This window comes from Pseudomonas putida (genome assembly GCF_016406145.1).
Taxonomy (GTDB): Bacteria; Pseudomonadota; Gammaproteobacteria; order Pseudomonadales; family Pseudomonadaceae; genus Aquipseudomonas; species Aquipseudomonas putida_E.
Genome location: NZ_CP066306.1, coordinates 786,065 through 811,946 on the forward strand (window position 1 = coordinate 786,065; position 25,882 = coordinate 811,946).

Genomic DNA, 25,882 nt, shown 5'->3' on the forward strand with positions numbered 1-25,882 from the left:
GCGGTTGCGTAGGTAATGTAGTAAGTTAGGGCGATGAATATCATGCGAGGCACGGCTGCGTCGTGCGCCGGCCTCAGAGGGTAGCGAATTGAACGACATGGCAAAGAATCTGATCCTGTGGTTGATCATCGCAGCTGTCCTGGTGACAGTGATGAACAACTTCTCCAGCCCTAACGAGCCGCAGACCCTCAACTACTCCGACTTCATCCAGCAGGTCAAGGATGGCAAGGTCGAGCGTGTGACCGTCGACGGCTACATCATTACCGGCAAGCGCGCCGACGGCGACAGCTTCAAGACCGTTCGCCCGGCCATTACCGATAACGGCCTGATCGGCGACCTGGTCGACAATAACGTGGTCGTCGAAGGCAAGCAGCCTGAGCAGCAGAGCATCTGGACTCAGCTGCTGGTGGCGAGCTTCCCGATCCTGGTGATCATTGCCGTGTTCATGTTCTTCATGCGCCAGATGCAGGGCGGCGCTGGCGGCAAGGGCGGGCCGATGAGCTTCGGCAAGAGCAAGGCGCGCCTGCTGTCCGAGGACCAGGTCAAGACCACTTTGGCTGACGTTGCAGGGTGCGACGAGGCCAAGGAAGAAGTCGGCGAGCTGGTCGAGTTTCTGCGCGACCCGGGCAAGTTCCAGCGCTTGGGTGGCCGCATCCCGCGTGGTGTGCTGATGGTTGGCCCGCCGGGTACCGGTAAGACCTTGCTGGCCAAGGCCATTGCTGGCGAAGCCAAGGTGCCTTTCTTCACCATTTCCGGTTCGGACTTCGTCGAGATGTTCGTCGGTGTGGGTGCCAGCCGTGTGCGTGACATGTTCGAGCAGGCCAAAAAGCACGCCCCGTGCATTATCTTCATCGACGAGATCGACGCCGTTGGTCGCCATCGTGGCGCCGGTATGGGCGGCGGTCACGACGAGCGTGAGCAGACCCTCAACCAGTTGCTGGTCGAGATGGACGGCTTTGAAATGAACGATGGCATCATCGTCATCGCTGCCACCAACCGTCCGGACGTACTGGACCCGGCCCTGCTGCGTCCTGGCCGCTTCGACCGCCAGGTGGTGGTCGGCCTGCCAGACATCCGTGGTCGTGAGCAGATCCTCAAAGTACACATGCGCAAGGTTCCGATCGGCGAGAACGTCAACCCGGCAGTCATTGCCCGTGGTACTCCAGGCTTCTCCGGTGCTGACCTTGCCAACCTGGTCAACGAAGCCTCGCTGTTCGCTGCGCGCTCGAACAAGCGCCTGGTCGAGATGAAAGAGTTCGAACTGGCCAAAGACAAGATCATGATGGGCGCCGAGCGCAAGACCATGGTCATGTCCGAGAAGGAAAAACAGAACACCGCTTACCACGAGGCCGGTCACGCCATCGTTGGTCGCCTGGTGCCTGAGCATGACCCGGTTTACAAGGTCTCGATCATCCCGCGCGGTCGCGCCCTGGGTGTGACCATGTTCCTGCCCGAGGAAGACCGTTACAGCCTGTCCAAGCGTGCACTGATCAGCCAGATCTGCTCGCTGTACGGTGGCCGTATCGCCGAAGAAATGACCTTGGGCTTCGACGGTGTTACCACCGGTGCCTCGAACGACATCATGCGTGCCAGCCAGATTGCCCGGAACATGGTCACCAAGTGGGGCCTGTCCGAGAAGCTCGGCCCGTTGATGTATGCCGAAGAAGAGGGCGAGGTTTTCCTCGGCCGCAGCGCCGGCAGCCAGCACGCCAGTGTTTCTGGCGAAACGGCCAAGCTGATCGACTCGGAAGTGCGCAGCATCATTGACCAGTGCTATGCCACTGCCAAACAGCTGCTGACCGACAACCGCGACAAGCTCGATGCCATGGCCGAAGCGCTGATGAAGTACGAGACCATCGACGCCGACCAGATCGACGACATCATGTCCGGTCGTACGCCTCGCGAGCCGCGTGACTGGGATGACGACAAGACTTCGGGCACGCCTGCTGCCCAGAATGATCGCCCTGAATCGCCGATCGGCGGCCCAGCGGCTCAACACTAAGGGCATCTATGAGCTCTAAGCTGTACCCGACCCGGTTGCCTTGCGGCAACCGGGTTCTTGATTTGTCCCGTACCCATGTCATGGGTATCCTCAACATCACCCCCGATTCTTTCTCTGATGGCGGGCGCTTCAGTCAGCGCGACGAGGCTCTGCGTCATGCAGAAGCCATGGTTGCGGCGGGCGCAACGCTGATCGACATCGGCGGCGAGTCGACTCGTCCGGGCGCCCGTGCGGTCTCGGTGACCGAGGAGCTCGAGCGTGTGGCGCCGATGGTCGAAGCGATCAATAGTCGCCTTGATGTGGTCATTTCGGTCGATACCTCCACGCCTGCCGTCATACGTGAGTCGGCTCGCCTCGGTGCTGGCCTGATCAACGACGTGCGTGCGCTGGAGCGCGATGGCGCCCTCGACGCCGCTGCAGATACCGGGCTGCCGGTGTGCCTGATGCACATGCGCGGTGAGCCGGGGAACATGCAGGACGACCCGCATTACGAGGATGTGACCGCCGATGTAACGCGCTATCTTGAACAGCGGATGGCGGCTTGCGCAGCAGCGGGTATCGGTGCCGAACGCATCATCCTCGACCCGGGTTTCGGGTTCGCCAAGACACTGGCGCATAACCTGAGCCTGTTCAAGCATATGGAAGCACTTTACAGTCTCGGGCGCCCGTTGCTGGTGGGTGTTTCACGCAAGAGCATGATCGGCCTGACGCTGGATCGTCCGGTTGGTGAGCGGCTGTACGGCAGCCTGGCGCTGGCGGCTTTGGCCATGACCAAGGGTGCCAGCATTCTGCGCGTCCATGATGTGGCCGAGACCGCCGATGTGGTACGCATGATTGCTGCGGTACAGAACGCCGAATAAGAACATTGGAGTCCCTATGAGCAGAAAATACTTTGGTACCGACGGCATCCGTGGCCGCGTCGGCGAATACCCGATCACCCCTGACTTCATGCTGAAGCTGGGCTGGGCGGCGGGCATGGCCTTCCGCAAGCAGGGTAACTGCCGCGTGTTGGTGGGCAAGGACACGCGCATTTCCGGTTACATGTTCGAGTCCGCGCTCGAGGCGGGCCTTTCTGCTGCGGGTGCTGATGTCTTGCTGCTCGGGCCGATGCCTACCCCGGCCATCGCCTACCTGACCCGTACCTTCCATGCTGAAGCGGGTATCGTCATCAGTGCTTCGCACAACCCGCACGATGACAACGGTATCAAGTTCTTCTCAGGCCAGGGCACCAAGCTGCCCGACGAAATCGAGCTGATGATCGAGGAGCTTCTTGACCAGCCGATGACGGTGGTCGACTCGAGCAAGCTGGGCAAGGTCTCGCGCATCAACGATGCCGCTGGCCGCTACATCGAGTTTTGCAAGAGCAGTGTGCCGACCAGCACCGGCTTCGAAGGCCTCAAGCTGGTGGTCGACTGCGCCCATGGCGCCACCTACAAAGTCGCGCCGAGCGTGTTCCGTGAGCTGGGTGCCGAAGTGACGGTGCTGCATGCGCAGCCTGATGGCCTGAACATCAACGAAAACTGCGGCTCGACCCACATCGAGTCGCTGCAGGCGGCAGTGCTGGTCGGTCACGCCGACTTGGGCATTGCCTTCGATGGTGATGGTGACCGGGTGTTGATGGTCGACCATACCGGCGCGATCGTCGATGGTGACGAGCTGCTGTTCATCATCGCCCGGGACCTGCACGAGCGGGGCAAGCTGCAGGGCGGGGTGGTCGGTACGCTGATGAGTAACCTGGGTCTGGAGCTTGCGCTCAAGGACCTGGATATTCCTTTTGTACGGGCCAAGGTTGGCGACCGTTACGTCATGGCCGAGCTGCTGGAACGCGGCTGGCTGGTGGGGGGTGAAAATTCCGGGCATGTCGTGTGCTGCAATCACACCACCACCGGTGATGCGATCATTGCCGCACTGCAGGTCCTGCTGGCCCTCAGACGTCGCGGTGAGACCCTGGCGCAGGCTCGCCAGGCCTTGCGCAAGTGCCCGCAGGTGTTGATCAATGTGCGTTTCGGCGCCAGCAAGGTCGACCCGCTGGAGCATCCGGCCGTCAAGGAAGCCAGTGCTAGGGTTACTGAAGACATGGCGGGGCGTGGGCGTGTGCTGTTGCGCAAGTCGGGCACCGAGCCATTGGTGCGGGTGATGGTTGAAGGTGACGACGAAAACCAGGTGCGCACGCATGCCGAAGCCCTGGCCAAACTGGTCGCTGAAGTTTGTGTCTGAATTGGGCTTGCCAGCGCAGATCTGGTTGGGTAAGATCTGCGCCCACTTTGACCGACGAGGTAAAGCATGCGTCGCCCCATGGTAGCTGGTAACTGGAAGATGCACGGTACCCGCGCCAGCGTCGCTGAGCTGACTCAGGGCTTGGGCAATATGCTCATTCCCGAAGGTATCGAAGTCGCGGTTTTTCCTCCGGCCCTGTTCATCAATGAAGTCATTGATGGTCTCAAAGGCAAAGGAATCACCGTTGGAGCACAGAATTCTGCAGTACAGCCCGAACAGGGTGCGCTGACTGGTGAAGTTGCACCGAGTCAGTTGGCTGAAGTGGGTTGCAAGTTTGTGTTGATTGGTCACTCCGAGCGTCGCCAGGTTATCGGTGAAAGTGAAGAAGTGCTTAATCGCAAGTTTGCAGCTGCTCAGAAAAGTGGTTTGACGCCGGTGCTCTGCATAGGGGAAACTCTGGAGGAGCGCGAAGCAGGCAAGACGCTCGAAGTTGTAGGGCGTCAACTAAGCAGTGTTATCGACGCGTTCGGTATTGCCGCTTTTGCCAATGCAGTAATTGCCTATGAGCCTGTATGGGCCATCGGTACAGGTTTGACGGCCTCGCCGCAGCAAGCTCAGGATGTGCATGCAGCCATCCGTAAGCAGTTGGCAGCGAAGGACGCCGAAGTTGCGCAGAATGTGCAGCTTCTCTACGGCGGTAGCGTGAAGGCGGCCAATGCGGCCGAACTGTTCGGCATGCCGGATATTGATGGGGGGCTCATTGGTGGAGCATCCCTGAACGCAGACGAATTCGGTGCAATTTGTCGCGCCGCAGGAAACTGAACAAATGCTGGAAACAGTCATCGTTGTTTTTCATCTGTTGGCAGCGCTGTCGCTTGTAGTGCTGGTACTGTTGCAACAGGGTAAGGGTGCGGAAGCAGGTGCATCTTTCGGCGCAGGTGCTTCAAATACTGTGTTCGGAAGCCAAGGTTCTGCTACCTTCCTGAGTAAATTCACTGCTATACTTGCTGCCACTTTCTTTTTGACAGCACTTGGGTTAGGATACTTCGCCAAGCAACAAGCTCACCAGCTTGGTCAGGCGGGACTTCCGGATCCAGCGGTGTTGGAAGTGAAACAGCCAAAGCCGGCAGTAAATGATGATGTACCGGTGCTCCAGGAGCAGAAGAGCGAAACCACCCCAGCGGGTGACGTACCTCCTCCAGCCGAAGAGCAGAAGTAACGGGTTTCAAGAAGTAATATTGCCGAGGTGGTGGAATTGGTAGACACGCAACCTTGAGGTGGTTGTGCCCATAGGGTGTAGGGGTTCGAGTCCCCTTCTCGGTACCAATTAAAGCTTGAGAGCCCGCTTTAGCGGGCTTTCTTGCAGGTGGAGGTTAGATTGACCCAGCGACGGGTTCAGTCTTATACTTTCGCCCCAGCTTTGTCGCGGGGTGGAGCAGCTTGGTAGCTCGTCGGGCTCATAACCCGAAGGTCGTTGGTTCAAATCCAGCCCCCGCAACCAGCTTCAGCGGAGCCCCTTTTCAGGGGCTTTTTGCTAGCCGAACAGTTTACGGCGTCGTTGTCCAACGGCGCTTTCAGGGATGGGCGCTTCGCCCATTTTTTATTTGCACAGCATGCACGAGGGGGTTCAGGTGTCGAGCAAGCTAGAACAGTTGCAGGCCTTGTTGGCCCCGGTGGTCGAGGGTCTGGGCTATCAATGCTGGGGGATCGAGTACGTTTCCCAGGGTAAGCATTCGGTATTGCGCATCTATATCGACAAGGAAGGCGGCATTCTGGTGGAGGACTGTGAAGCGGTCAGCCGTCAGGCCAGCGCCATTCTTGATGTGGAAGATCCGATCAGCAGTGAATATACCCTTGAGGTGTCCTCTCCAGGCATGGATCGCCCGCTGTTCACGCTGGAACAGTTTGCCTCGCATGCCGGCGAACAAGTGAAGATCAAGCTGCGTACGCCCTTCGAGGGTCGTCGTAACTTCCAGGGCCTTCTCCGCGGTGTGGAGGAGCAGGATGTGGTGGTCCAGGTGGACAGTCACGAGTTTCTGTTGCCGATCGACTCGATCGACAAGGCCAATATTATTCCCAGTTTTGACTGAGACGTGCCGGGCCCGGCGGACTATCCGGGCCCAATGGCTTGCGCAAGGCGAGGCGTACGATGAGCAAAGAAGTACTGCTGGTTGTTGAATCGGTATCCAACGAAAAAGGTGTACCGCCCGGCGTCATTTTCGAAGCGCTGGAAGTGGCTTTGGCTACTGCAACCAAAAAACGTTTTGAAGACGAAGTCGACCTGCGTGTGGAAATCAACCGCCACACCGGTAGCTACGAGACCTTCCGTCGCTGGACCGTGGTCGACGAAGCCGATCTGGATGATCCGGCAATCGAGACCTGGCTGGCCAAGATTCACGAGACTCACCCTGAAGCCAAAGTGGGTGACGTGATCGAGGAGAAGATCGAGTCCATCGAATTCGGTCGTATCGCCGCCCAGACCGCCAAGCAGGTCATCGTGCAGAAGGTCCGTGAGGCCGAGCGCGCCCAGGTGGTCGATGCCTACCGCGAACGCGTTGGCGAGATCATCTCCGGTACTGTCAAGAAGGTTACCCGCGACAACGTCATCGTCGACCTGGGCAACAACGCCGAGGCGCTGCTGGCTCGCGAAGACATCATTCCACGTGAGACCTTCCGGGTTGGCGTGCGCTTGCGTGCGCTGCTCAAGGAAATCCGCACCGAGAACCGCGGTCCGCAGCTGATCCTGTCGCGCACCGCGCCACAGATGCTGATCGAACTGTTCCGCATCGAGGTGCCGGAAATCGCAGAAGGCCTCATCGAAGTCATGGCCGCTTCCCGTGATCCGGGATCGCGTGCCAAGATCGCCGTCCGCTCCAAGGACAAGCGCATCGATCCGCAGGGTGCCTGTATCGGCATGCGCGGTTCGCGCGTCCAGGCCGTATCCGGCGAGCTGGGTGGCGAGCGTGTGGATATCGTCCTGTGGGACGAGAACCCGGCGCAATTTGTCATCAACGCCATGTCGCCGGCTGAAGTCGCGGCGATCATCGTTGACGAAGATGCCCATGCCATGGACATCGCCGTTGCCGAGGACAACCTGGCCCAGGCCATTGGCCGTGGTGGTCAGAACGTTCGCCTGGCCAGTCAGTTGACCGGCTGGACCCTGAACGTGATGACCGAGAAGGACATCCAGGCCAAGCAGCAGGCGGAAACCGGTGACATCCTGCGCAACTTCATCGAGGAACTGGAAGTCGACGAGGAGCTGGCCCAAGTGCTGGTCGACGAAGGCTTTACCAGCCTCGAAGAAATTGCCTACGTACCGTTGGAAGAAATGCTCAACATCGATGGCTTTGACGAGGATATCGTCAATGAGCTCCGCGCTCGAGCCAAGGACCGTTTGTTGACCAAGGCCATCGCTACCGAAGAAAAACTGGCAGACGCCCATCCGGCCGAAGACCTGCTCTCCCTTGAGGGCATGGACAAGGACCTGGCGGCGGAACTGGCGGTGCGCGGCGTGGTTAACCGCGAAGACCTGGCCGAGCAGTCGATTGACGACCTGCTCGACATCGACGGCATCGACGAAGAGCGTGCCGGCAAGTTGATCATGGCCGCCCGAGCCCACTGGTTCGAGTAATTAGGCGCGGCCTGAGGAGAGAAGTGCATGACGCAAGTCACGGTGAAAGAACTGGCCCAAGAGGTCGAGGCACCGGTAGAGCGCCTGCTGCAGCAGATGCGTGAGGCAGGTCTGCCGCACACCGACGCCGGTCAGGTAGTGACCGACAATGAGAAGCAGACTCTGCTGACCCATTTGAAGAGCAGCCACAAGAGCAAGGCGGAAGAGCCGCGCAAGATTACCTTGCAGCGCAAGACCACCAGCACCCTGCGTGTCGCCGGTAGCAAAAGCATCAGCGTAGAAGTACGCAAGAAGAAAGTATTCGTTCAGCGCAGCCCTGAAGAGATTCAGGCTGAGCAGAAACGTGAGCAGGACGAGCGTCGTGCGGCTGAAAATGCCGCGCGTGACAAGGTCGATGCCGACGTTCGCCAGCGTAACGAAGAGCAGGCTCGTCGCCACGCGACCGCTACTGCTGCCGCTGCGCCGGCTGCCAAGGCCGAGCCGGCACCGGCTGCTGCTGCTCCGGCACCAGCACCGGTCGTCGCTGACGCCCCGGCTTCCGAAGACGCTGCAGCCCGTGCTGCCGAGCGCAAGAAGGACGAGACCCGTCGCAACGAAAGCCGTACTCGCGATGACGACCGTCGCCGTGGCGAGGCGCCACGTGTGTCGATCAAGGTCAAGGTGAAGGAGAAAGAAAAGGCTCCGACCCCTCGTGCCGCTCCGCGCACCACCGATGAAGAGAGCGATGGCGCTCGCCGTGGTCGTGGTGGCAAGGGCAAGCTGAAGAAGCGCAACCAGCATGGCTTCCAGAACCCGACCGGTCCGGTCATCCGTGACGTGACCATCGGCGAGACCATCACCGTCTCGGAGCTTGCGCAGCAGATGTCGGTCAAGGCCGCTGAAGTCGTCAAGTTCATGTTCAAGATGGGCACTCCGGTCACCATCAACCAGGTGCTCGACCAGGAAACCGCTCAGCTGATCGCAGAAGAGCTGGGCCACAAGGTTACCCTGGTCAGCGATACCGCCCTGGAAGATTCCCTGGCCGAATCGCTGAAGTTCGAAGGCCAGGCCGAGTCGCGTGCACCGGTCGTTACCGTCATGGGTCACGTTGACCATGGCAAGACCTCGCTGCTCGACTATATCCGTCGTGCCAAGGTTGCCGCTGGCGAAGCCGGTGGTATCACCCAGCACATCGGTGCCTACCACGTGGAAACCGACCGCGGCATGGTCACCTTCCTCGATACCCCAGGCCACGCTGCGTTCACTCAGATGCGTGCCCGTGGTGCCAAGGCGACCGACATCGTCATCCTGGTGGTGGCGGCGGACGATGGCGTGATGCCACAGACCCGTGAGGCCGTTCAGCATGCCAAGGCAGCTGGCGTCCCTTTGGTGGTTGCGGTGAACAAGATCGACAAGCCTGGTGCTGACCTCGATCGCATCCGTAACGAGCTGTCCGTCGAGGGCGTGACCTCCGAGGAATGGGGTGGTGACACGCCGTTCGTCAAGGTTTCGGCGAAGATGGGTACCGGCGTCGACGAACTGCTTGAAGCCGTATTGCTGCAGGCCGAAGTCCTCGAGTTGACGGCTACTCCGACCGCGCCTGGTCGTGGTGTGGTTGTCGAATCGCGCCTGGACAAGGGCCGCGGCCCGGTGGCGACCATCCTGGTTCAGGACGGTACCCTGCGTCAGGGCGACATGGTCCTGTGCGGCTCCAACTATGGCCGCGTGCGTGCCATGCTGGACGAGAACGGCAAGCCTGTTAAGGAAGCCGGCCCGTCTATCCCGGTTGAAATCCTTGGCCTGGATGGCACTCCGGAAGCCGGTGATGAGCTCTCCGTGGTTGCCGACGAGAAGAAGGCCCGCGAAGTTGCACTGTTCCGTCAGGGCAAGTACCGCGAGGTCAAGCTGGCCCGTGCTCACGCCGGCAAGCTGGAAAACATCTTCGAGACCATGGGTCAGGAAGAGAAGAAGACCCTCAACATCGTCCTCAAGACCGACGTGCGCGGTTCCCTGGAAGCACTGCAGGGTTCGCTCGGCGGCCTGGGCAACGACGAGGTTCAGGTTCGCGTGATCGGTGGCGGCGTCGGTGGTATCACCGAGAGCGATGCCAACCTGGCGCTGGCGTCCAATGCGGTGCTGTTCGGCTTCAACGTGCGTGCCGATGCCGGTGCGCGCAAGATCGTCGAGCAGGAAGGTCTGGATATGCGTTACTACAACGTGATCTACGACATCATCGAAGACGTCAAGAAGGCCCTGACCGGCATGCTCGGCAGCGATGTTCGCGAGAACATCCTGGGTGTCGCCGAAGTGCGTGACGTGTTCCGTTCGCCGAAGTTCGGCGCCATCGCTGGCTGTATGGTCATTGAGGGTACCGTGTACCGCAACCGTCCGATCCGCGTACTGCGCGACGACGTGGTCATCTTCGAAGGCGAGCTGGAATCGCTGCGTCGCTTCAAGGACGACGCTGCAGAAGTGCGTTCGGGCATGGAGTGCGGTATTGGCGTCAAGAGCTACAACGACGTCAAGGTCGGCGACAAGATCGAAGTCTTCGAGAAAGTCCAGGTTGCTCGTACCCTTTAAGGGCGAGCAGGGTGTCAGCCCCCGCCCCAGGGCGGTGGGCAGCCCTCAGTAGGTAGCGCCCGGTCAGGCTTCAGCCTGACCGGGCGTTTGCCGCTTTAAGTTACAGGTAGCAAGAATGGCCAAAGAATACAGCCGTACCCAACGTATCGGTGATCAGATGCAGCGCGAGCTGGCAGAACTGATCCGCCGTGAAGTCAAGGACCCACGCGTCGGCCTGGTGACCATCACCGCCGTGGACGTCAGCCGCGACCTGGGCCATGCCAAGGTCTTCATCACCGTCATGGGTGAAGAAACGCCGGACGCAGTGCAGCAGTCGCTCAAGGCGCTGAACAGCGCTGCCAGCTTCTTGCGCCTGCACCTGGGCCGCTCGATGCAGCTGCGCAGCGTGCCGCAGTTGCACTTCCATTTCGATGAGAGCGTCAGCCGTGGTGTCCACCTGTCGGCGCTGATCGAGCGTGCAGTGGCCGAAGACCGCCTGCACAAGGATACCGACGAGCAGGACACCAAGGAGTAACCGGTGGCCCAGGTCAAACGTATCCGCCGCAACGTCAGCGGCATCATCCTGCTCGACAAGCCTCTGGGGTTCACCTCCAACGCCGCACTGCAGAAAGTGCGCTGGTTGCTCAACGCAGAAAAGGCCGGCCACACCGGCAGCCTCGACCCGTTGGCCACCGGCGTGCTGCCGCTGTGTTTCGGCGAAGCGACCAAGTTTTCGCAGTACCTGCTCGATTCCGACAAGGGCTACGAGACCGTCATGCAGCTGGGGCAGACTACAAATACTGCCGATGCAGAAGGCGAGGTCCTGCAAACCCGTGAAGTGACCGTTGGTCGTGCCGACATCGAGGCGCTACTGCCACGTTTTCGCGGCCCGATCAGCCAGATACCGCCGATGTACTCGGCGCTCAAGCGTGATGGTCAGCCGCTTTACAAGCTGGCACGTGCAGGAGAGGTAGTGGAGCGCGAGGCGCGTTCTGTTACTATTAACCACTTGGAGTTGCTCGAGTGCGAAGGCACCCGTGCACGGCTGAGCGTAGGATGCAGCAAAGGCACCTATATCCGCACCCTGGTGGAGGATATCGGCGAGGCCCTCGGCTGCGGCGCCTATGTTGCCGAGCTGCGCAGGACCCACGCCGGGCCCTTCGAGCTGGCCCAGACCGTGACCCTCGAGGAACTCGAACAGGCCCACGCCGAAGGTGGCAACGAAGCGCTCGATCGCTTCCTCATGCCTTCGGACAGTGGCCTGCAGGACTGGCCGCTGATCGGCTTGTCCGAACACAGTGCGTTCTACTGGCTGCATGGCCAGGCGGTACGTGCTCCGGACGCGCCGCAATTTGGCATGGTCCGGGTACAGGATCACAATGGTCGTTTCATCGGTATCGGTGAAGTGAGCGAAGACGGGCGTATTGCGCCGCGTCGACTGATTCGGTCGGAATGATCGAAACCGGGGGCTTCGGCTTATGCTGTGGCCTGCGGGTACAAGGGTGGCTGTCAGTAGGCACGGTCACACCTTTTTTATTAATACAGGGATTTGTCCCTGGCCTATTGGACCCGCTTGCGGGTTCCGTTATCAGGAGAAGCCACATGGCCCTCAGCGTTGAAGAAAAAGCTCAAATCGTTACCGACTTCCAGCAAGCTGCTGGTGACACTGGTAGCCCGGAAGTTCAGGTCGCTCTGCTGACCGCGAACATCAACAAGCTGCAAGGCCACTTCAAGGCCAACGGTAAAGACCACCACTCGCGTCGTGGCCTGATCCGTATGGTTAACCAGCGTCGTAAGCTGCTGGACTACCTGAAGGGCAAAGACACCACTCGTTACAGCGCCCTGATCGGTCGCCTGGGCCTGCGTCGCTAATAGCGGCCTGGTCAGTGGTGTGCATGGCGTGTCGCATGCTTCGCCAGCGCTGCTTGGCAGCGTTTGCGTCGGACACGCCACGCGTATCTTCGAGGTTGGCAGCCTGGCAACGCCGAGCGGTTTTTTCCGCTCGGCGCCAGGCTCCCAGCCTCGTGTTGTATCTGGACGGTCAATGGGGCCGATTCCCCTTTCTGCCCAAGAATTCGCAAGAAACCAGTTCCCCCAGAGCCACTGAAAAAAGGTAGGAAACCGTGAACCCGGTAATCAAGAAATTCCAGTTCGGTCAATCGACCGTTACTCTCGAAACGGGCCGCATTGCCCGTCAGGCAACCGGCGCCGTGCTGGTTACCGTCGACAACGATGTCACCGTGCTGGTGACCGTGGTCGGTGCCAAGCAGGCCGATCCAGGCAAGGGCTTCTTCCCTCTGTCGGTCCACTACCAGGAAAAGACCTACGCCGCCGGCAAGATCCCGGGTGGCTTCTTCAAGCGCGAAGGCCGTCCTTCCGAGAAAGAGACGCTGACCTCGCGCCTGATCGACCGTCCGATCCGCCCGCTGTTCCCTGAAGGCTTCATGAACGAAGTCCAGGTCGTCTGCACCGTGGTATCGACCAGCAAGAAGACCGATCCGGACATCGCTGCGATGATCGGTACCTCGGCTGCGCTTGCCATCTCCGGCATCCCATTCGAAGGCCCGATCGGCGCTGCCCGTGTTGCCTTCCACGAAAGCACCGGCTACCTGCTGAACCCGACTTACGAGCAGCTGGCCGCCTCGAGCCTGGACATGGTCGTTGCCGGTACTTCCGACGCCGTGCTGATGGTTGAATCGGAAGCCCAAGAGCTGACCGAAGACCAGATGCTGGGCGCTGTACTGTTCGCCCACGACGAATTCCAGGCCGTTATCCAGGCTGTCAAAGAGCTGGCTGCCGAAGCTGGCAAGCCGACCTGGGACTGGAAACCTGCCGTTGCCAACACCGAGCTGTTCAACGCCATTCGCGCTGAATTCGGCGAAGCCGTTTCGCAGGGCTACACCATCACCGTCAAGGCCGACCGCTACGCGCGCCTGGGCGAGCTGCGTGACCAGGCGATCGCCAAGTTCTCCGGTGAAGAAGGCCAGCCATCGGCCAGCGAAGTAAAAGAAATCTTCGGTGAGATCGAATACCGCACCGTTCGCGAAAACATCGTCAACGGCAAGCCGCGTATCGATGGTCGTGACACCAAGACCGTTCGCCCGCTGAACATCGAAGTCGGCGTTCTGCCGAAGACGCACGGTTCGGCACTGTTCACCCGTGGTGAAACCCAGGCCCTGGTCGTCGCGACCCTGGGTACTGCCCGTGACGCCCAGCTGCTGGACACCCTCGAAGGCGAGAAGAAAGACCCCTTCATGCTGCACTACAACTTCCCGCCGTTCTCGGTGGGCGAGTGTGGTCGCATGGGCGGTGCTGGCCGTCGTGAAATCGGTCACGGCCGCCTGGCCCGCCGCTCGGTCCAGGCCATGCTGCCTGCCGCTGACGTGTTCCCGTACACCATCCGTGTGGTGTCGGAAATCACCGAGTCCAACGGTTCCAGCTCCATGGCGTCGGTCTGCGGTGCTTCCCTGGCACTGATGGATGCCGGTGTACCGATGAAGGCACCGGTAGCCGGTATCGCCATGGGCCTGGTCAAGGAAGGCGAGAAGTTCGCAGTCCTGACCGACATCCTGGGTGACGAAGACCACCTGGGCGACATGGACTTCAAGGTTGCCGGTACTGCCAAAGGCGTTACCGCACTGCAGATGGACATCAAGATCAACGGCATCACCGAAGAGATCATGGAGATCGCCCTGGGCCAGGCCCTGGAAGCGCGCCTGAACATCCTCGGCCAGATGAACCAGATCATTGGCCAGTCGCGTACCGAGCTGTCGGCCAACGCCCCGACCATGATCGCGATGAAGATCGACACCGACAAGATTCGTGACGTCATCGGTAAAGGCGGCGCCACCATTCGCGCCATCTGCGAAGAGACCAAGGCTTCGATCGATATCGAAGACGATGGCTCGATCAAGATCTTCGGCGAAACCAAAGAAGCTGCAGAGGCAGCGCGTCAGCGCGTTCTGGGCATCACCGCTGAAGCCGAGATCGGCAAGATCTACGTGGGCAAGGTCGAGCGTATCGTCGACTTCGGCGCCTTCGTCAACATCCTGCCTGGCAAGGACGGCCTGGTACACATCTCCATGCTCAGCGATGCGCGCGTAGAGAAAGTGACCGATATCCTGAAAGAAGGTCAGGAAGTCGAAGTGCTGGTACTGGACGTGGACAACCGCGGCCGTATCAAGCTGTCGATCAAAGACGTTGCCGCGGCCAAGGCCTCGGGCGTCTAAGCGACCTGCAACGTTGTACGAGAAGGGCCCCTTAGTGGGCCCTTTTTTATTGGCTGTACGGAACCTTTTGCACACTTGCATCTTGCACGCAGATTTACCTCGCAGGTTGCAAATTGCACGATCAACCATTTGCCGGGTATTGCATAAATCGTTGATTTATAAAAAAAAAATAGATAATCAAAACCTGGCACAGCCCGTGCAACTACCTTCATATCTGCCGCCAGGACATACGGCGCAGACCTTTCGAAAAACAGGAGTGACTCACATGAAGAAGTTCGCCATTGCTGCCGCTACTGCTACCGCCCTGACCCTGACCATGGCTAATGGCGCGTTCGCCGCCGAGCCTGTTCAGGCTCCAGTCATGCTGGCTGCCAACGACACTGTGGACAACATGCAACAGGAAGGCTCCGACACTTGGATCACCACCAAAGTCAAAGCTGACCTGATGACTGAAAAAGGCGTTCCAGGCACTGACATCAAAGTCGAAACCAGCCAAGGCGTCGTTTCGCTGTCTTCTGACGTGAAGGTCACTGACTCTCAGAAAGAAACAGCGGTACGCATTGCCAAGAACATCAAGGGCGTCAAGAGCGTCATGTCTGATGGTCTGAAGTCCGAATAAGGAATGTCCCGTCGGCCAAAAGGACTTGGCCACCATTCACAAGAGCCCCGGCCTAGGCCGGGGCTTTTTATTACCGCTCAATTCACTGGGTTACGCGCGATAACGTCGCTTTCAAAACACTCCTGCTCGGCAATGAGTGGCTCTACCAGGGGGCGGCTGTCACGAAAGTGCGCAGTGCGGGTATGCGCTTCATACGCCTCGTCGTCACGGTAGATTTCGTACAGGTAGATGACCTCCGGATCGACCCGGTCTTGTGACACATCGAACACCAGGCACCCGGGTTCCGTGGCCACGGACGCGGCAGCGTTTACTTGGATGGCGGTGAGAAATTGATCGGCGCAACCGGGCTTGACGCGCGTCTTGATGAACAGGCTATACACATGAAGCTCCTTTTGTTTTAAATTCATTAATGAATTGTATACAAAAATGGAGTTGCGCTAATGTCTGAATTACCTGCACGCCCCGGTCGTCTCAATGGCCTGCGCCATATCGCCCTGCTGGTGCCCAACCTTGAAGAGTGCGAGCGTTTCTATGTCGATGTGCTGGGCATGGAGGTGTTGAATCGGGCCAACGAGGATCTGGTCTACTTGACGTGTGGTAACGACAACCTCTCGCTGGGGCGGGGGGCAGGGGCTGCCAATGGCCTGCAGACTCTGGATCACTACGGCTTCATCGTCGACAGCGTGGAGGAATTGGAGGCCTGGTATCAGTACTTCAAGGCTTGTGGGGTGACCTTGCTGGACCGGCCCTTCAATCATGGGGATGGCGCGCGCAGCTTCCACTTGCTGGACCCGGCAGGCAACAAGGTGCAGCCGCTGTACCACCCGGCGGTATCCGGGCAGCGGCTTTCGTAGGAGCGACCTTGCGTCGCGAAAGGGCTGCGCAGCAGTCCCAGGATATCTGTGGCGGCGCCGATATCCTGGGGCCGCTTTGCGGCCCTTTCGCGACGCAAGGCCGCTCCTACAGGGCGCGTCAGGGCAGACATTGTTTACTCAGCATCCAGATGCATCGGCGTAATCACCCGGCCATCTTTTTCAGCCTGTCCAAGGCTTGTATCAATGAAATACACCCGGTCATCCTCAAGCTTGCCCTTGTCGACCAGGTAGTCCTTGATACTGCTGGCCCGCTCCTGGCCCAGCGTGCGCAGCAATGCGGCACTTTCGGCCCATGATTTGATTACCGCCTCGCGCAGCCTGGCGGTGCGCTCCTCGCGGCTCAGCTGTTCCCAGTCGGCCGGCGGTTGCTGTTTCAGACGGGTACGGTAGATGCCTTCGAGCATGGCCGGTTTGTCGCTGTCGTCGACCACCAGCATGGAGGCGTTGGCCGGAACCTTATCGCCACGGCGTTGCAGGATCTTGTACCAGGTGGCCTGATACTCCCGCTCCAGGCGCTGCTGAGCGAGCAGTGGGCCATCACTGCTCTGGGCACTGGTGCCCTCGATTTCCAGGCGCAGTTCGGGGCGCTCTTTGAGGGCCGAGGCGAGTTTGTTCAGGGCCGATTGCGCATCGCCACTGAGCTCGCTGGAACCTGGGGCGAACGATACGTTGCCGAGGTCTTGCGAGCCGCCGCCGGCAATCAACCCGCCGATGAACTTGAACGGTGCCTGCGCTGCACGCAGTACCAGGTTGCGCAATGTCTGCCAGACGATAGGCATTACGCTGAACTGCGGGTTGTTGAGGTCGCCGGTCACGGGCAGCTCGATCGAGATCTTGCCCTCGGTGTCTTTAAGCAGCGCGACCGCCAGGCGGATGGGCAGGTCGACTGCATCCGGGCTATCGACCTTCTCACCCAGCTGCAATTGCTCGACCACCAGCTTGTTCTCGGCCTTCAATTGGCCATTGGTGATCAGGTAGTGCAGGTCGAGGTTCAGACGGCCCTTGCGGATACGGAAGCCGGCGAACTTGCCAGAATAGGGCGTCAGCGTGGTCAGCTCGACACGTTTGAAGCTGGTGGCGATATCCAGGCTTGCCATCGGGTTGAACGGGTTGAGCGCGCCTTTGATGGTGACCGGTGCATAACGGTCGACCTTGCCCTTGATGTCGACCTTGGCCGGCGCCGGCTTGCGGTTGTCGATGGTGCCGATCTGGCCGTTGAGCTGTTGCACCGCCGTGGCGAAGTTAGGTGTCAGGGTGAGGTCGGCAAAGTTTGCTGAACCATCGTTGATGCTGATCTGCCCGATGCGGATGCCCAGCGGTTTGCTGCCCGGGGTGCTGGCCGGCTTGGCTTGGCTTTGCACGGGGCCATCGGCAGGCTGCGGGATCAGCAGGTCATCGACATTGGTGGTGCGGTCTTCGTTGATGATGAAGCGCGCATAAGGCTGCAGCAGGGTTACCTTGTCGATCGACAGGGCGTCACCGTGCACATAGGCCAGGCCGTCCACATTCACCTGTTGCCATTTGACGAAGTCGCGGTTTTTGATGGTGTCCAGGGTGTGCAACTGGTTGACCTGCGCCTTGCCGGCCACGGTGAAGGCCAGTGGCTCGGTGCCTTTGAGGTCGACCTTGAGGTCGCTGGCAAGCATGCCGCTACGCAGCTCCAGGCGGATGAACGGGCTGATATAGGCCTGCGCAATACGCAAATCGATGTCGCGTGTGCTGACATCGAGCCTGGCGCTGACCGGCGCCAGGTTGACCTCGCCACTGGCCTGCAGTTTGCCCTGCTTGCCAATGCCGGTGTCGAGCTTGAGGGTGAAGGGCGACTGGTTGAGGCTGTCGAAGCCCTGAAGGTCGACGTTCAGAGGCCCAACGTCCAGCGCAACCGGTTCTTTCTGGCTACGGTCGGCCAGGTGCACCTGATAATTGCGCAGCTGAACGTCCTTGAGTAGCACTTGCCATGGCTTGCCCGGTTCCTTGGCTGCTTTGTCGTCGGGAGCCGGTTCGGCGGCGGCCGGCTCTGCCTTTTCCGTCGGGGTGGGCTTGGCCGGCTCGCTGGCGAAGAGTTTCTGCCAGTCGAGTTGGCCGTCCTGCTCCAGGGCGGCCCAGGTTTCCAGTTTTTCACTGCGGATCTTGCCCACGGTAACCAGCTGTTTGGCCAGGTCGATGCTGGTTTCGCTGACATCGAGGCTTGCCAGGCGCACCAGTGGGCGGCCATCTGGCGCCTTTATGGCGAATGGCGCGACACGTACCGAGGTGTTGTCCAGCAGCAGCTCGGTTTCCTTGGACAGGTTGAGCGTGTAGTGCGTGTCGAGGTTGACCACGCCGTCCTCCAGCACCAGCGGCACGGCATCGCGAACGTAGGGCCAGAACAGCTTCATCTTGCCGTCGGTGATTTTCAGTGTGCCCTTTGAAGCGATTGGCGCAAGGCTCAAGGTGCCGTTCCAGTCGATGCGCCCACCGTTAGGGCCCAATGCCACCAACGTCATGTCAGCGTTGTCGTCCGGTAACGTGCTGAGGTTCTTAAGCTCCAGGTTCATGTCGTCGTAGATGAACTCGATCGGCTCGCTTGGGCGCTGGTCGGCAAAGTGCAGGTAGCCTGCGCTGAGCTTGATGCTGCCGATGCGTAAGGGGAACGGGTCGGATGCAGGCTCTTCAGGCTTGGGTTCGCTGGCTGGCAGCTTGAACAGTTGGGTGAGGTTGAGCGTGCCGTCCTTGGCGAACAGCACTTCGTTTCGGGGTTTGTCGAGTTCGATCGCCTGCAGGTGCAGGGCGCCGCTCCACAGGCTGTCGAGCGCAAGGTTCGCATAGAGCCGCTCAAAACCTACCTGTTCCTTGCCCGGTTCGCCGATCTGCAGGCCCCACAGCGTCAGCTCGAGGCTGAACGGGTTGAGCTCGATACGCTGAAGGTTCGCCGGCAGTGTGGCGTATTGCGCCAACTGCTGGTTGGCGATGCGCAGGGCAACGCCAGGAACGATGAGGAAGCCAAGCAGGCTGTAGAGGGCCACGAGAGCCAACAGGGCGCCCAGGGCGCGAGTCAATCCTTTGTACATGTGTCGCTTCGTCTGTCCAGGCAGGAGAGCTTGGAGTATGGCAGGTTAAATCGGTTCCGCTGGGGGCAAGGCATTTGCACTCACTCGATCCCCATGCGCCTTTTGGCGCGATGCGCCGAACCGTCGCGCATGGCCCAACGCAGTACCGGGGCGGTGCGGTTTAGCCCCAAACGGATCATGCGCTGCTGCAGCGGGCCCTGATGCAGGCCGAGCATGGCCTGGGCCCAGGCCGGCAACAGGTCGATACCCGCTTGCAGCATCAACCTGCCAACCGGCTCGGCAAGACGGCTCGGTGCAGGGGCCTGAAGCAGGATCTCGATCACTTCCAGGCTGCGCGCGTCGCAGTGCAATTGAGGACGCATACGCTGCAGGTACTCGTCGACCTGCTGGCATGAGCGGGGTACGTTGCGGGCACCAAGGCGTTCGGCGATCAGGGCGATCTCATCGTAATAGGCATCCTGCTCGGCGCGTGACAGCTGCGGGTCGCGATAGCGCAGGTGGGCTGCGAGGAAGCTGCTGACTTCGGCCACATGTACCCAGGTCAGCAGATCGGGGTCGCTGGCGGCGTATGGACGGCCATCGGGCGCAGTCCCGGTCACTTGCAGGTGAATGGTGCGCACCTTGTCGATCAGCCACTCGGCGTCACGGGTCGAGCCGAATGTCGTACCCGAAATGAATTGGCTGGTGCGACGCAAGCGGCCGAGCAGGTCCTGGCGAAAGTTGGAGTGATCCCAAACGCCCGCCAGTGCCAGCGGGTGCAGCAGTTGCAGCATCAGAGCGCTGATACCGCCAACCAGCATGCTGGGGAAATCGCCATGCACCCGCCAGCTCATGCTGTGCGGGCCGAACAGGCCGGGGTCACCTTTGGGGGATTCCAGGTCGAGCTGGCCGAGGGCCAGCCCGGTGAGGCTCATGACCTGGATTTCGATACGGCGGCGTAGGGCTTCCATGGTGACCTGTCGTTCAGGGCGGCCATGAACAGGTGCCGCCGGCTATTGGTTGAGGCGTTTGTCGATCAACCCCTGCACCACGCTTGGGTCTGCCAGGGTCGAGGTATCGCCCAGGGTGTCGAGTTCGTTGCAGGCGATCTTGCGCAGTATACGCCGCATGATCTTGCCCGAGCGGGTCTTGGGCAAGGCCGGCGCCCACTGGATCAGCTCGGGTTTGGCGAAGCTGCCGATTTCCTTGCTGACCAGTGCCAACAGTTCGGCCTTCAGGGCATCGTCCGCTGTTACGCCATTCATGGTCGTCACGAAGGCATACACACCCTGACCCTTGAGGTCATGGGGGTAACCGACCACTGCGGCCTCGGCGACGCTTTCGTGCAATACCAGTGCGCTTTCCACTTCAGCGGTGCCGATGCGGTGGCCGGAAACGTTGATCACATCATCGATGCGGCCGGTGATCCAGTAGTCGCCATCGGCATCGCGGCGGGCACCGTCGCCGGTGAAATAATAGCCGGGCATAGGTTTGAAGTAGGTGTCGATCATGCGTTGGTGGTCGCCGTAGACGCTGCGGATCTGCCCCGGCCAACTGGCCTTTATCGCCAGCAAGCCGGCGCCGGGCCCTTCGATCAGCTTGCCTTTGTCATCCAGCAGCACCGGTTGCACGCCGAACATGGGTTGTGTCGCACACCCTGGCTTGAGCCTCTGCGTGCCGGGCAGCGGGGTGAGCATGATGCCGCCGGTTTCGGTCTGCCACCAGGTGTCAACGATGGGGCAGCGTTTTTGGCCGACTTCCTCGAAGTACCATTCCCACGCCTCTGGGTTGATTGGCTCGCCGACGCTGCCCAGCAGGCGCAGGCTCTTGCGTGACGTCCCCTGCAACGGGCCGGAGCCTTCACGCATCAGTGCCCGCAGTGCGGTGGGCGCGGTGTAGAAGATATTGACCTTGTGCTTGTCTACCACCTGCCAGAACCGCGAGGTGTCCGGGTAGTTGGGAACGCCCTCGAACATCAGTGAAACCGCGCCGTTGGCCAGCGGACCATAGACGATGTAACTGTGGCCGGTGACCCAGCCCACGTCGGCGGTGCACCAGAACACCTCGCCGTCACGGTAGTCGAACACTACCTTGAAGGTCATGGTGGCCTGCAGCAGGTAACCGGCAGTGGTGTGCAGCACGCCCTTGGGCTTGCCGGTGCTGCCGGAGGTATAAAGGATGAACAGCGGGTCTTCGGCCTCCATGGGTTCAGGTGGGCAGTCGTCGCCGGCGTTTTCCGTTGCCTGGTCATACCAGAGGTCGCGGCCCTCGCTCCAGGCCACATCGGTACCGGTGCGGCGCACCACCAATACGCTGCTGACGTCCGGGCAACTGGCCATTGCCTTGTCGACATTCTGCTTGAGCGGGATGCGTTTGCCGCCGCGTACACCCTCATCGGCGGTGATCACGGTGCGGCAGTCAGCATCGAGAATGCGGTCGCGCAACGCATCCGGGGAGAAGCCGCCGAACACCACCGAGTGGATCGCGCCGATCCGCGTGCAGGCAAGCATGGCGTAGGCAGCTTCGGGAATCATCGGCATATAGATGCATACCCGGTCGCCTTTCTTCACGCCACGTGCCTTGAGTGCATTGGCCAAGCGACAGACCTGGCGGTGCAACTCTTGGTAGGTGATGGCCTTGGAGTCCGCAGGGTCGTCGCCTTCCCACAGCAGTGCGGTCTGCTCGCCGCGCTGGGCCAGATGGCGATCGATGCAGTTGTAGCTGACGTTCAGCTGGGCACCTGCGAACCAGCGGGCTTCGCCGGTCTTAAGGTCGCATTGCTGTACGCTGGACCACGGTTTGATCCAGTCCAGGCGTTTGGCCTGTTCGGCCCAGAAGGTGTCGGGGTCTTCGACCGACTGGCGGTAGAGGCGGCTGTAGTCGTCGGTAGAAAGGCTGGCGGCCTGGCTGACGGCCAGGGCCTGGGGGTAGTCGCGGATATCGAACATGGCAGGTGGTCCTTTGCTCTTGTCGGGGCGGTGGACTGCAACGGCTATTCGATTGGACAGTGTAGCTGGAAGAGGTGTTCAACCTGTGCCGGCGTCTTCGCGGGCTAGCCACGAAGACGCCGGAATCGGTCAGCCGCGGTGACGGCCGCGGAAGTAGTTGATCAGGCCCTGGGTGGAACCATCTTCGGCGCTGTCTTCCAGGCTGCCGACGATACGCTGGTAGACACCCTTGCCCAGCTCCTTGCCCAGTTCCACACCCCACTGGTCAAAGGCGTTGATGCCCCAGATCACGCTCTGCACGAACACCTTGTGCTCATACATCGCCACCAGCGCGCCAAGGCGACGCGGGCTGATGCGTTCGACCACAAGGGTGTTGCTCGGGCGATTGCCCGGGATAACCTTGTGTGGTGCGAGCTTTTCGATGTCGGCTTCATTCAGGCCCTTTTGGCGCAGTTCGGCCTCGGCCTCCTCACGCGTTTTGCCCAGCATCAGCGCCTGGCTTTGCGACAGGCAGTTGGCGTACAGCCATTGATGGTGGTCGGCAACCGGGTTGAAGCTCACCACCGGGACAATGAAGTCGGCCGGGATCAGCTGGGTGCCTTGGTGCAGCAACTGGTGGTAGGCGTGCTGGCCGTTGCAGCCGACGCCGCCCCAGATCACCGGGCCGGTATCGGTCTTCACCGGCGTACCGTCGGTCAGCACGCTCTTGCCGTTGGACTCCATGTCCAGCTGCTGCAAGTGTTTGGTGATGTTGCGCAGATAATGATCGTAAGGGAGGATCGCGTGGCTGCGGGCACCCCAGAAATTACCGTACCAGACGCCCAGCAGGGCCAGCAGCACCGGCATGTTCTTCTCAAACGGCGCGGTCTGGAAGTGCTGGTCCATGGTGTAGGCACCTGACAGCAGTTCCTTGAAGTTGGCGGTACCGATGGCCAGGGCGATCGGCAGCCCGATGGCCGACCACAGCGAATAGCGCCCGCCGACCCAGTCCCACATGGGGAAGATGTTCTCTTCGCGGATGCCGAAGGCTACGGCGGCAGCCTTGTTGCTGGATACGGCGATGAAGTGGCGATACAGCTCGGCTTCCGAACCGCCCTGGGCGAGGTACCAGGTACGTGCGGCCATGGCGTTTTTCAGGGTCTCGAGGGTGTTGAACGACTTGGACGAGACGATGAACAAGGTGGTTTCGGCGCGCAGGTTGGCCGACAGCTCATGGAACTCACTGCCATCGATGTTGGCCAGGTAGTGGCAGCGCACGCCGCGCTGGGCGTAGGGCAGCAGCGCCTCGGAAACCAGTTCAGGGCCCAGGAAAGAACCGCCGATGCCGATATTGACCACATCGGTGATCGGCTTTTCACTGTAGCCACGCCACAGCCCGTCGTGGATGCGCCCCACCAATTCCGTGATCTGGTTGAGTACCTTGTGTACCTCGGGCATCACGTTGACGCCGTTGACGCTGAGCTTGTCACCCACCGGGCGGCGCAGGGCAGTGTGCAGCACCGGGCGGCCTTCGGAGGCGTTGATGATTTCGCCGCTGAACATCGACTTGATCGCATCCTGCAGGCCGACTTGTTCAGCCAGTTGCACCAGCAGGTCACGGCTTTGTTCGTTGATCAGGTTTTTCGAGTAGTCGAGGAACAGGCCGCAGCAGCTCAGGGAAAATTCGTCGAAGCGCTTGGAGTCGGCGGCGAAGGCTTCGCGCATGCTGAAATCCTGCATGGCGTCGCGGTGCTGCTGGAGGGCCTGCCAGGCTGGCAGGGCCGTAACATCATGGGGTGTCCGGTAATACGCCATTGCGCAGAATTCCTTGTTGCGTAGTGTGGCCTTGGACAGGGGCGTCATGGCCAGGTTCAGGCAGGCCATCATTATAGGCATTGGTTGCGCGCAGGGAATGGGGCGGGGAGGGGAATTTGGGGCTGCAGGGCAGCCCCCCGGCATCACGCAGTTTTTTCGTCCAGATGCACATAAAGGTTGTCGATAAGCCGCGTGTTACCCAGGTAGGCCGCAACCAGAATCACCAGGTCCCGGTCATCGACCATCGCCGGGCGAAGGGTCAGCGCATGGCGTACCTGTAGATAGTCCGGGCGCAGGCCGGCCGCTGCCAGCTGAGCCTGCCCATCGGCAACCAGCGCTGCAAAGTCGCGCTGGCCACGGCTGATGGCGTCGCCGATCTGCTGCAGCGTGCGGTACACAACCGGGGCGGTAGCACGCTGTTCTGCCGTCAGGTAACCATTACGCGACGACAGCGCCAGGCCATCCTCGGCGCGCACGGTCGGCTCGCCGATGATCTGGATCGGCATGTTCAGGTCACGCACCATGGCGCGAATCACCGCCAGTTGCTGGTAGTCCTTTTCGCCAAACACTGCGAGATCCGGCTGCACCATGTTGAACAACTTGCTGACCACGGTGGCTACACCCTCGAAATGCCCCGGGCGGCTTGCGCCACACAGGCCTTCGGAAAGGTTCGGCACGCTGACGCGGGTCTGCACGGCCATACCGTCGGGGTACATCTCTTCGACAGTGGGAGCGAACAGCAGATTGCAACCAGCCTGGAGCAGGCGTTCCTGGTCGGCGGCGAGGGTGCGCGGGTATTTGTCGAGGTCTTCGTTGGCGCCGAACTGCAGCGGGTTGACGAAGATGCTGGCAACGACGAAGTCGGCACGTTGGGCCGCTTTGGTCACCAGCGCAGCATGGCCGCTGTGCAGGTTGCCCATGGTTGGCACGAAGCCGATACGCTTGCCCTCGCCACGGGCGCGCGCGATGGCGGCGCGCAGTTCACGGACGGTCTTGACTGTGTTCATGCGCTGAACCCGTGCTCACTCGCTGGGAAACTGACGTCTTTGACGGCCTTGACGTAGGCGGCAAGTGCGCTCCCGATGTCCGGTTGGCCGACCATGAAGTTCTTCACGAACTTCGGCACCCGGCCGCTCAGGGACAAGCCCAGCATGTCGTGCAGGACCAGCACCTGGCCGTCGGTCGCATTGCCTGCACCGATGCCGATCACTGGGATACTGACGGCCTGGGTAATCTCTGCGGCCAATTCGCTAGGTACGCATTCGAGCAGCAGCATGGCGGCGCCGGCCTGTTCCAGCGCGATGGCATCGGCGCGCATCTGCCGTGCCTGGGCTTCCTGGCGTCCCTGCACTTTATAACCGCCCAGAACGTTGACGGTTTGCGGGGTCAGGCCCATGTGGGCGCACACCGGCACGCCGCGCTCGGCCAGCAGGCGAATGGTCTCGGCCAGCCAGGCAGCGCCTTCAAGCTTGATCATGTGGGCGCCAGCCTGCATCAGCATGGCGCAGTTGGCGAAGGCCTGCTCGGGGGTGGCGTGGGCCATGAACGGCAGGTCGGCAAGAATCAGCGCTCCCTCGTTGCCGCGTTTGACGCAGGCGGTGTGGTAGGCCATTTCCGCTGTGGTGACGGGCAGCGTGCTGTCATGGCCCTGCAGGACCATCCCCAAGGAGTCGCCCACCAGCAACACTTCGACGCCGGCCTGGCTGGCAGCCTTGGCAAAGGTAGCGTCGTAGCAGGTCAGCATGGTGATCTTTTCACCCTTGGCCTTGAGGCCGTGCAGGGTGGTCAGGGTTACTTCAGGCATGTAGGAAAATCCTCGTTCAGGCGCTGTGAAAAACGACCGCCAACAACGCGTGTAGTCATCTTCCGGAGCGGCACATCATCGCGTGTGATGTTCGGGGCACAGGTCCGTCCGGGCCTAAATACGGGTATGCGGCACTTTGGTGCCACACGGGACGCCTATAGTCGTGAGCGAGGTGGGGGAAGTCAATCACCCTGTT

Annotated in this window: 21 protein-coding genes and 2 tRNA genes; 16 read left to right on the forward strand and 7 right to left on the reverse strand. The window is 60.7% G+C overall.

The window, feature by feature from the left end; genetic code table 11:
- Window positions 1-97 precede the first annotated feature (97 nt).
- The 15 genes from ftsH to JET17_RS03655 all read left to right on the forward strand — a co-directional run bounded on the left by ftsH (window position 98) and on the right by JET17_RS03655 (window position 15,236).
- Window positions 98-2,002 (forward strand): ATP-dependent zinc metalloprotease FtsH, encoded by a 1,905-nt coding sequence (ftsH, locus tag JET17_RS03585; RefSeq protein WP_012312647.1) that lies wholly within the window; start codon window positions 98-100, stop codon window positions 2,000-2,002.
- An 8-nt stretch (window positions 2,003-2,010) separates the two neighbouring features.
- Window positions 2,011-2,862 carry a dihydropteroate synthase gene (gene folP / locus JET17_RS03590; protein ID WP_012312648.1) on the forward strand — a complete coding sequence of 284 codons (852 nt, stop codon included), beginning with the start codon at window positions 2,011-2,013 and terminating at the stop codon, window positions 2,860-2,862.
- A 16-nt stretch (window positions 2,863-2,878) separates the two neighbouring features.
- On the forward strand, window positions 2,879-4,219 hold the full coding sequence (gene glmM / locus JET17_RS03595) for a phosphoglucosamine mutase (protein ID WP_012312649.1): 1,341 nt from the start codon (window positions 2,879-2,881) through the stop codon (window positions 4,217-4,219).
- A 66-nt stretch (window positions 4,220-4,285) separates the two neighbouring features.
- Window positions 4,286-5,041, forward strand: coding sequence for a triose-phosphate isomerase (tpiA, locus tag JET17_RS03600; RefSeq protein ID WP_012312650.1), 756 nt, complete (start codon window positions 4,286-4,288; stop codon window positions 5,039-5,041).
- 4 nt (window positions 5,042-5,045) lie between these two features.
- Entirely contained in the window at window positions 5,046-5,438 is a 393-nt protein-coding gene (gene secG / locus JET17_RS03605; RefSeq protein WP_012312651.1) for a preprotein translocase subunit SecG, read from the forward strand.
- Between the two features lie 21 nt (window positions 5,439-5,459).
- A tRNA-Leu gene (locus JET17_RS03610) sits at window positions 5,460-5,545 on the forward strand.
- A 98-nt stretch (window positions 5,546-5,643) separates the two neighbouring features.
- Window positions 5,644-5,720 (forward strand) — tRNA-Met (locus tag JET17_RS03615).
- 130 nt (window positions 5,721-5,850) lie between these two features.
- Window positions 5,851-6,309 (forward strand): ribosome maturation factor RimP, encoded by a 459-nt coding sequence (gene rimP, locus JET17_RS03620; RefSeq protein WP_042111874.1) that lies wholly within the window; start codon window positions 5,851-5,853, stop codon window positions 6,307-6,309.
- 59 nt (window positions 6,310-6,368) lie between these two features.
- Complete coding sequence (gene nusA, locus JET17_RS03625; protein WP_012312653.1) at window positions 6,369-7,850, forward strand: transcription termination factor NusA; 1,482 nt, start codon at window positions 6,369-6,371, stop codon at window positions 7,848-7,850.
- 27 nt (window positions 7,851-7,877) lie between these two features.
- Window positions 7,878-10,409 carry a translation initiation factor IF-2 gene (gene infB, locus JET17_RS03630; protein ID WP_012312654.1) on the forward strand — a complete coding sequence of 844 codons (2,532 nt, stop codon included), beginning with the start codon at window positions 7,878-7,880 and terminating at the stop codon, window positions 10,407-10,409.
- Window positions 10,410-10,524: 115 nt separating this feature from the next.
- On the forward strand, window positions 10,525-10,923 hold the full coding sequence (gene rbfA / locus JET17_RS03635; protein ID WP_012312655.1) for a 30S ribosome-binding factor RbfA: 399 nt from the start codon (window positions 10,525-10,527) through the stop codon (window positions 10,921-10,923).
- A 3-nt stretch (window positions 10,924-10,926) separates the two neighbouring features.
- Entirely contained in the window at window positions 10,927-11,844 is a 918-nt protein-coding gene (truB, locus tag JET17_RS03640; RefSeq protein WP_012312656.1) for a tRNA pseudouridine(55) synthase TruB, read from the forward strand.
- 146 nt (window positions 11,845-11,990) lie between these two features.
- On the forward strand, window positions 11,991-12,260 hold the full coding sequence (gene rpsO / locus JET17_RS03645) for a 30S ribosomal protein S15 (RefSeq protein ID WP_012274241.1): 270 nt from the start codon (window positions 11,991-11,993) through the stop codon (window positions 12,258-12,260).
- A gap of 251 nt (window positions 12,261-12,511) precedes the next feature.
- Window positions 12,512-14,617, forward strand: coding sequence for a polyribonucleotide nucleotidyltransferase (gene pnp, locus JET17_RS03650; protein WP_012312657.1), 2,106 nt, complete (start codon window positions 12,512-12,514; stop codon window positions 14,615-14,617).
- Between the two features lie 265 nt (window positions 14,618-14,882).
- Complete coding sequence (locus JET17_RS03655) at window positions 14,883-15,236, forward strand: BON domain-containing protein (protein ID WP_012312658.1); 354 nt, start codon at window positions 14,883-14,885, stop codon at window positions 15,234-15,236.
- Window positions 15,237-15,313: 77 nt separating this feature from the next.
- Here the strand turns inward: JET17_RS03655 and JET17_RS03660 are convergent, their stop codons facing one another.
- The gene (locus tag JET17_RS03660) at window positions 15,314-15,616 is read right to left on the reverse strand and encodes a putative quinol monooxygenase (protein ID WP_012312659.1); all 303 of its coding nucleotides are present in this window, start codon (window positions 15,614-15,616) and stop codon (window positions 15,314-15,316) included.
- Window positions 15,617-15,676: 60 nt separating this feature from the next.
- Here JET17_RS03660 and JET17_RS03665 point away from each other — a divergent pair, with 60 nt between their 5' ends.
- Window positions 15,677-16,090: a VOC family protein gene (locus JET17_RS03665; RefSeq protein WP_012312660.1), complete on the forward strand. Its 414-nt coding sequence runs from the start codon at window positions 15,677-15,679 to the stop codon at window positions 16,088-16,090.
- Window positions 16,091-16,224: 134 nt separating this feature from the next.
- On the opposite strand, the gene JET17_RS03670 is transcribed toward JET17_RS03665, so the two are convergent.
- The 6 genes from JET17_RS03670 to panB form a co-directional block, all read right to left on the reverse strand.
- Entirely contained in the window at window positions 16,225-19,161 is a 2,937-nt protein-coding gene (locus JET17_RS03670) for a DUF748 domain-containing protein (RefSeq protein ID WP_012312661.1), read from the reverse strand.
- A gap of 80 nt (window positions 19,162-19,241) precedes the next feature.
- Window positions 19,242-20,111 (reverse strand): oxygenase MpaB family protein, encoded by an 870-nt coding sequence (locus tag JET17_RS03675; protein ID WP_012312662.1) that lies wholly within the window; start codon window positions 20,109-20,111, stop codon window positions 19,242-19,244.
- A 42-nt stretch (window positions 20,112-20,153) separates the two neighbouring features.
- Window positions 20,154-22,088: an acetate--CoA ligase gene (gene acs / locus JET17_RS03680; protein ID WP_012312663.1), complete on the reverse strand. Its 1,935-nt coding sequence runs from the start codon at window positions 22,086-22,088 to the stop codon at window positions 20,154-20,156.
- 129 nt (window positions 22,089-22,217) lie between these two features.
- On the reverse strand, window positions 22,218-23,882 hold the full coding sequence (gene pgi / locus JET17_RS03685) for a glucose-6-phosphate isomerase (RefSeq protein WP_012312664.1): 1,665 nt from the start codon (window positions 23,880-23,882) through the stop codon (window positions 22,218-22,220).
- Window positions 23,883-24,025: 143 nt separating this feature from the next.
- Window positions 24,026-24,889: a pantoate--beta-alanine ligase gene (gene panC, locus JET17_RS03690; protein ID WP_012312665.1), complete on the reverse strand. Its 864-nt coding sequence runs from the start codon at window positions 24,887-24,889 to the stop codon at window positions 24,026-24,028.
- Complete coding sequence (gene panB / locus JET17_RS03695; protein ID WP_012312666.1) at window positions 24,886-25,686, reverse strand: 3-methyl-2-oxobutanoate hydroxymethyltransferase; 801 nt, start codon at window positions 25,684-25,686, stop codon at window positions 24,886-24,888. Before panB ends, panC begins: the two co-directional genes overlap by 4 nt.
- Window positions 25,687-25,882 lie beyond the last annotated feature (196 nt).

Bases quoted from the DNA above. Each gene is read 5' to 3' on its own strand.
- pgi (WP_012312664.1), bottom strand. From the start codon at position 23,882: ATGGCGTATTACCGGACACCCCATGATGTTACGGCCCTGCCAGCCTGG.
- rbfA (WP_012312655.1), top strand. From the start codon at position 10,525: ATGGCCAAAGAATACAGCCGTACCCAACGTATCGGTGATCAGATGCAG.
- panB (WP_012312666.1), bottom strand. From the start codon at position 25,686: ATGCCTGAAGTAACCCTGACCACCCTGCACGGCCTCAAGGCCAAGGGT.
- JET17_RS03670 (WP_012312661.1), bottom strand. From the start codon at position 19,161: ATGTACAAAGGATTGACTCGCGCCCTGGGCGCCCTGTTGGCTCTCGTG.
- rpsO (WP_012274241.1), top strand. From the start codon at position 11,991: ATGGCCCTCAGCGTTGAAGAAAAAGCTCAAATCGTTACCGACTTCCAG.
- folP (WP_012312648.1), top strand. From the start codon at position 2,011: ATGAGCTCTAAGCTGTACCCGACCCGGTTGCCTTGCGGCAACCGGGTT.
- nusA (WP_012312653.1), top strand. From the start codon at position 6,369: ATGAGCAAAGAAGTACTGCTGGTTGTTGAATCGGTATCCAACGAAAAA.
- JET17_RS03655 (WP_012312658.1), top strand. From the start codon at position 14,883: ATGAAGAAGTTCGCCATTGCTGCCGCTACTGCTACCGCCCTGACCCTG.
- panC (WP_012312665.1), bottom strand. From the start codon at position 24,889: ATGAACACAGTCAAGACCGTCCGTGAACTGCGCGCCGCCATCGCGCGC.
- tpiA (WP_012312650.1), top strand. From the start codon at position 4,286: ATGCGTCGCCCCATGGTAGCTGGTAACTGGAAGATGCACGGTACCCGC.
- secG (WP_012312651.1), top strand. From the start codon at position 5,046: ATGCTGGAAACAGTCATCGTTGTTTTTCATCTGTTGGCAGCGCTGTCG.
- JET17_RS03675 (WP_012312662.1), bottom strand. From the start codon at position 20,111: ATGGAAGCCCTACGCCGCCGTATCGAAATCCAGGTCATGAGCCTCACC.
- JET17_RS03665 (WP_012312660.1), top strand. From the start codon at position 15,677: ATGTCTGAATTACCTGCACGCCCCGGTCGTCTCAATGGCCTGCGCCAT.
- glmM (WP_012312649.1), top strand. From the start codon at position 2,879: ATGAGCAGAAAATACTTTGGTACCGACGGCATCCGTGGCCGCGTCGGC.
- acs (WP_012312663.1), bottom strand. From the start codon at position 22,088: ATGTTCGATATCCGCGACTACCCCCAGGCCCTGGCCGTCAGCCAGGCC.
- ftsH (WP_012312647.1), top strand. From the start codon at position 98: ATGGCAAAGAATCTGATCCTGTGGTTGATCATCGCAGCTGTCCTGGTG.
- infB (WP_012312654.1), top strand. From the start codon at position 7,878: ATGACGCAAGTCACGGTGAAAGAACTGGCCCAAGAGGTCGAGGCACCG.